Below are 6,000 nucleotides of genomic sequence, written 5' to 3'. Positions count from 1 at the left end.
GTTTCCCAATTTGCCCGGCGCTCGCCGACGAAAGTGCAAGGTTTTTGAACCTCTGGATGCTATAGTCTTGCACTTGCTTGGTGAAAAAATGCTCAAAACCCTTACCTAGACTATGTTTCACTTTTGTTCAGCAAGCCCTATGTAGAGACGCAATTTATCGCGTCTTCAAAGACCAATTATCTACACCAATAACCCTTAATTTAACCGTATTGGCATATACAGAGTTAGTTATTGACATTATCTAAAAAATATATTGCTGAGGGTTGAAAATTCTTTCCAACCAAAATAGGTTCTCCCTTTACTCCTCCACGGCTAAGAGTACAAATCTTATAAAGGTTTTCACAATCAAAGATTGCAAGAACTAACTCTTTTCCTGTTTGATAAAAGGATGGTAAAGGTTTACCTACCTCGCACTCTATATCTGTTTCGTTTTCACGCCACTGTAACTTCCAAACACGCTTTTTGGTTATTGGTGCTTTAACAGACTGAGCGATTGCACTATACACCTGCTCCGCTTTAATATCGTCCTTAGCTGCTGGGACAAAAAATTTCATAGGCTTAGATACAAGTAACGTAGGTTGAATTAGCACCAGCGTAACGCAGTTACCAAGGCAATCTGCTGCCATTCCACGATAAAAACTGTCCGCTATCATCTTCTTGAAGCTGTTCAATTACAGCCCATAATTGGGTAACGGTACGTTCCACTGAAAATAATTGTTCCGCAGGTACATTTCTCTGGAAAGGACGGGAAAGGCGCGTATCAGTTGTACCAGGATGCAGTGTCACTATTAATGCTTTAGGACAACTTCTTTTATACTCAATTGCCGCAGTTCGCATCAACATATTGAGTGCTGCTTTAGAAGCGCGATAGCCATACCATCCACCAAGTTGGTTATCGCCAATACTACCCACTTTAGCAGAAATACTAGCGAAGACGCTGCGTTCTCGATGACGAAATAAAGGCAATAGATGTTTAGCCAACAAGATAGCACCAATACTATTTATCTGAAAGTAGCGCAGTAAATTTTCGGAATTAATCTGTCTTAAGCTTTTTTCAGGTTGCAAAGTATCCTCATGCAGTAGTCCTACACAGTTAACTACTAAATGCAGTTTGTCAACTTGGTTATGTATTTTTTGAACAGCTTCAACAATCTGCAACTCGTCAGTAATATCCATCGCCAGACAAATTAATCGCTCAGAATGTTCGCTTGCAAGAGCTATTAAATCGGAGGCTGATTCTGGTTGACGAGAAGTTGCATAAACTTTGGCTATTCTGTCATCTTGTAGCAATTTTTTCACAAAACCCAAACCAATACCTTGGCTGGCTCCCACAATCAATGCGTTGATAGGACTAATTTCATCGATAAAAGACATATTAATTTAGGATTGATACCAATTCACGAAAATCTTGATACATATAGATTTTTCGTAGGGGTTTAGCATTGCTAAACCCTTACCCACGCATTTGTAACTTAATAAATGTTGGGTTGCGCTTTGCTTAACCCAACCTACGCAGATTAGCAAAATTAGAGTTTTTGTGGTTTATTTTCCTATACAGAACTTGCTAAAAATTCTATCTAAAACTGATTCTGTAACTTCTTCTCCGGTAATTTCTCCTAGTGCCTGAATCGCACCTCGTAAGTCAATTGTCCAGAAATCAAGAGGGAGCTGCTGGGCAATTGTTGCTTGTACCTGTTCCAAGGAAATTTTAGCTTGAGTTAATGCTGCTGCTTGCCTTTGGTTAATGGCTAAATCCATATCAGCCGCTTGCACTTTTCCTGCTTGAACTATCTCTAAAATTGCTGTTTCTAAAGCATCAATACCTTGATTTTGGGCTGCTGCTGTAACAATCTTAGATTTGTGATTTGGAATTTGCAACTGAAGATTTTTCCTATCGTCTTCTTTTACTAAGTCGATTTTGTTGATAACTAGAATTAACGGACGGTGTTGTACTTGTTCGTAAATTTCTCGATCGCCTTCTGTCCACCCAGATGAAGCATCGATGGTAAGCAAGACTAAATCAGCGGCATTTGCAGCACGACGCGATCGCTCTACGCCAATTTTTTCCACTTGGTCTGTTGTTTCCCGAATCCCCGCAGTATCTAGTACTTGTACAGGAATTCCGCCGACGACTAACTGAGATTCTACAACATCGCGGGTTGTACCTGGTAAATCAGTCACGATCGCGCGTTCGCTCTGGCTCCAAGCATTTAATAAGCTGGACTTACCTACATTCGGACGTCCAACAATTGCCACTTTTAAACCAGTGCGTAACAACTCACCTTGATCTTTGGTTGCCAATAACCTGTTTATTTCTGCGGCAATTTTCTCTATTTCTGATATTATGGCTTCATCATCCAACGGAGGCAAGTCTTCCTCAAAATCGATTCGAGCTTCGATTTCTGCCAAAATATCTAAACAGTTGGCGCGTAACTGCCGAATCGGATGAGCTAATTTTCCTTGTAAACCAGCTAAAGCAGTTTGAGCTGCTTGGGGCGATTTAGCTCCCACTAAATCAGCGATACCTTCAGCTTGAGTTAAATCCAATCGTCCATTTAAAAAGGCGCGGAGAGTAAATTCTCCAGGTTGCGCTAACCTAGCACCGTTTTCCAAACACAATTGCAATACCTGCTGCACTGCCATAATTCCCCCGTGGCAATGAAATTCCACCACATCTTCACGGGTGTAAGAACGGGGTGCTTTCATGATCAACAACAGAGCTTCATCCACCAATTGTTGCGTCTGGGGATGGCGAATGTAACCGTAGAGAATCCGGTGACTTTCCCAAACTTGTCGCCCTGGCGCATGAAAGAGAGTTTGGGCTAAAGCCATTGCTTCAGAACCAGATACCCGCACAATACCAACGCTACCCTGTTGGGGGACAATAGCAGTAGCGATCGCGGCTATAGTTCCAGTAGTAGCAAAAACTTCTGACATGAGCGCCCTTTATAAGAGTTAATAAGTTAGGAGTCAAAATCATAACTCATAACTTTCTAAATGGTATGTTGCATCTAAACGAGAACCGCTAAAGTTAAAGAGTTAACTTTGCAGAGCAGCCCACACAATATGCCCAGACAAAACAAACATTACTAAAAGACCTAGCTGATAAGCACGAGTCCGAAGCGGCTGCATGGCACGTAGATAAGCTACAGAATGGACAACGCGCGACAAAACAAACAGTGGGAAATAAATTAATGTGCCTTGTTCCCAACAGCCCAGGCTGACGTAAGCAGTAGCTAGAAATAGAAAAATCGGAATATTTTCGCTATCATTATTCAGGATTTTACTGGCGCGTTGCAGTAATTGAGACTCTTGTGCAACCGTAGTTTTGCCTTTACCAAAGGTCGCTACATCCTCTGGATTATCAAAAGTATTGGACTTATGGCGATTCCTGACTTGCAGTAACACAATAGCCAACATTTTCAGAAATAGAGTAACAACCGTTATTCCGTAAATTTTCCAAGTAAACATAGCTGTCGCTCAATCCTCAGCAGATAACAGCAATTACAATGTTCTCATTTTTTGAGCGAGTTAGTACAACTTTGCATAAATTGAGGGGTGAAATTTAAACGCAGAGGAACGCAAAGGTTAAATCAAGGCATTAATCTAATTTAAGATTTGAGGCGATGTCTATTGTAAATCTTTTAGGTGTCCACGCAAAATTTCTTGAATTATTTGGTGTACAACTTCTTGACTCAAGCTGCCATCTACCCGCATAATTCGTGAGGGATGGGATGCTGCTAAATCTGCGTATCCTTGTTGAACACGCCGATGAAAAGCGATCGCTTCTTGTTCAATGCGGTCTAGTCCTACTCCGTGTGCGAGTTTGCGGGTTAGTCCTACCTCGACATCAACATCTAACCAAATAGTTAGGTCACTCTTTAAGTCACCAGTAGCAATATAATTAAGCTGATTGATTAACTCGATGTTAAGACCTCGACCATATCCTTGGTAGGCAATGGTAGAGTCAGTGTAGCGATCGCATAAAATATATTTCCCTGCTGCTAGATTTGGTTTGAGTTCTTGTTCGACGTGTTGCGATCGGTCAGCAGCATACAATAAAAGTTCTGTCACTTGGGCAACTGGTTTATCCTCTGCCTTTTCTAGTAGCAAACGGCGAAGATGTAAGCCTAACTCTGTTCCCCCTGGTTCACGAGTTACCACCACAGAAATACTCAGACTTTCCAACCATTTACGACAAAGCTGCATTTGGCTGGTTTTTCCACAGCCTTCTACCCCTTCAAATACAATTAATTTGCCACCCATGCTTTTTAAAGTTTGCTGCAATAAACTTGTTCGCTGACGTTTGATCAAGAATAGCTGTCAGAGGGATGTCTCCAAAGGAACGAAGTGCGGTCTACGCCTTTGCCTTTTAACTTTATCATTCCATCTTATAACTTAGAATACCAAGCTTTTTCTCGAAACTTCATTGCACCTGTTCAATCAAACAGCTTTTTTGGGCGTACTCACCTCAAATCATATCAAGAAATTCTATGTATTAAGAAATAATACATAGATATTTACCAAAAAAAGATTTTTGATATTATCAGAAAATATTTGGTGAAAATATTATGTATTTGCCCAAATAAAGCATATATAGAAAAGCTAGGTTTATTTAATTTAAATATTAAATTAAAGGGAAAAATGTTCCTGCTTCTCAATCAAAAATTATATTTTATTTTCTTGCCTATGTTGAAGTTTGAAAGGAGCAGATGAAAACTAAAATTTACTTTCCAGTAATAGTTGCTGTAGCAATGATGACAACCTTTTTGGGTGGTTGTCGCTCAACTGATGAATACAAAAAACTAGCACAAGCAGGAACTAATTATTCCAATGCTCTTAATCAACTGTTAGATATAGCTGTTGAAAGTCGAATCAACGAAAGTTCTGAAGAGCTTCTATTGCAAGATAGAGACATTAATCGAACATTTGATAATTACAAAAAGCTTTCAGGTTCAGATAGCAATCTAATTGAGTTGGTTAATCGACTCAAAAAGCACAACAGACTTTTAAGTAAATACTTTCATCTGCTAGAAGATTTAGCTGGCTCTAATGCTCCAGAACGAACGCAAACTGCTATTGGAGGGGTGATAGGTAATCTAAATATAGTAGGTCAGACCTTAAGAATAAACAACAACAACTTAATTAAAAATCAAGAGGTCTTTCAGGGCATTGGAAAACTGATTGTGAGTTCTCAGATTCGGGGTGCTCTTAAAGAAGAGCTAGAAAAACGCAATCAAACTATTATGCTTGAGTTAAAAACACAGCAGGAGTTACTAAATGCCCTTAGTACTCAAATTAAAGGTGACTTAAAGGAAATTCAAGAGAAACAAGAACTGAGACTTGTGATTAACCCGTTGCTCGAACCGACAGTTATCGAAAGTGAAGATGCTTGGATCACCACTCGAAGAGAGTTGTTGACTCAAGAACTCACAGCCGCAGAACTTGAAACTGCAAGCCAGTCACTAGGAGATTTTCAAAGTATATTTCAAGATTTTGTAGAAGGTCGATCTAATAGTGCGCGGATCGATTCATTGTTAACGGACATTGAAAACCTTTTATCTGTAATTGAAAAATTAAAACCCAAGGAGTAAGTATGACAAGCATCATTATTAGTCGTCTAGGTGATATTGACGAAATTAGGCAGATGTTGCTCACAGCACTAAAAGAAACAGAAGAAAATCTGCTTTCTAATGAGACATTGATAAAATTCAAAGGTGAATTTGCAGTAGACGGAAACAAAGCTAAACTGAATAGATACTTTGACGATAGAACAGAGTTTATTCTGGCGAAACGAAGGCTACAAGATGCATTAATATTGAGCATCGCTGAACGGCTTGAAAAACTTAATAAAGACTTAGAATTAGGCATTGAGAATTTGAATAAAGAGTTAAAAAAGCTAGACAACACAATTACAATTTTGGAAACTGTAGAGCGGGTAATTGGCATTATTTCAAGGATTGTTCTTTTGGCTAGGTAAAATCACTTTGCCGATTGTAA

7 protein-coding genes are annotated in these 6,000 nt (G+C 39.5%); 2 read left to right on the top strand and 5 right to left on the bottom strand.

From position 1 onward, the window contains the following. Nucleotides 1-224 precede the first annotated feature (224 nt). The 5 genes from ACEW80_RS05630 to tmk form a co-directional block, all read right to left on the bottom strand. On the bottom strand, nucleotides 225-626 hold the full coding sequence (locus ACEW80_RS05630) for a hypothetical protein (RefSeq protein ID WP_373525647.1): 402 nt from the start codon (nucleotides 624-626) through the stop codon (nucleotides 225-227). After that, nucleotides 604-1,374 (bottom strand): SDR family NAD(P)-dependent oxidoreductase, encoded by a 771-nt coding sequence (locus tag ACEW80_RS05625; RefSeq protein WP_373525646.1) that lies wholly within the window; start codon nucleotides 1,372-1,374, stop codon nucleotides 604-606. Before ACEW80_RS05625 ends, ACEW80_RS05630 begins: the two co-directional genes overlap by 23 nt. Nucleotides 1,375-1,542: 168 nt before the next feature. Continuing rightward, entirely contained in the window at nucleotides 1,543-2,937 is a 1,395-nt protein-coding gene (gene mnmE / locus ACEW80_RS05620; RefSeq protein ID WP_373525645.1) for a tRNA uridine-5-carboxymethylaminomethyl(34) synthesis GTPase MnmE, read from the bottom strand. A gap of 102 nt (nucleotides 2,938-3,039) precedes the next feature. Continuing rightward, on the bottom strand, nucleotides 3,040-3,471 hold the full coding sequence (locus tag ACEW80_RS05615; RefSeq protein WP_373525644.1) for an MAPEG family protein: 432 nt from the start codon (nucleotides 3,469-3,471) through the stop codon (nucleotides 3,040-3,042). Between the two features lie 159 nt (nucleotides 3,472-3,630). Then, a complete protein-coding gene (tmk, locus tag ACEW80_RS05610; protein ID WP_373525650.1) occupies nucleotides 3,631-4,266 on the bottom strand; it encodes a dTMP kinase in 636 nt (211 codons plus the stop codon). 446 nt (nucleotides 4,267-4,712) lie between these two features. Between tmk and ACEW80_RS05605 the strand changes: the two genes are divergently transcribed. Both ACEW80_RS05605 and ACEW80_RS05600 read left to right on the top strand, forming a co-directional pair. Beyond that, nucleotides 4,713-5,594 carry a hypothetical protein gene (locus ACEW80_RS05605; protein ID WP_373525643.1) on the top strand — a complete coding sequence of 294 codons (882 nt, stop codon included), beginning with the start codon at nucleotides 4,713-4,715 and terminating at the stop codon, nucleotides 5,592-5,594. A gap of 2 nt (nucleotides 5,595-5,596) precedes the next feature. Beyond that, nucleotides 5,597-5,980 carry a hypothetical protein gene (locus ACEW80_RS05600; RefSeq protein WP_373525642.1) on the top strand — a complete coding sequence of 128 codons (384 nt, stop codon included), beginning with the start codon at nucleotides 5,597-5,599 and terminating at the stop codon, nucleotides 5,978-5,980. The last annotated feature ends 20 nt before the right edge of the window (nucleotides 5,981-6,000 follow it).

The organism is Nostoc sp. (genome assembly GCF_041747015.1).
Taxonomy (GTDB): domain Bacteria; phylum Cyanobacteriota; class Cyanobacteriia; order Cyanobacteriales; family Nostocaceae; genus Nostoc.
The sequence above is the reverse complement of the archived record's forward strand: the minus strand, read 5'-3'. Positions and strand labels throughout refer to the sequence as shown.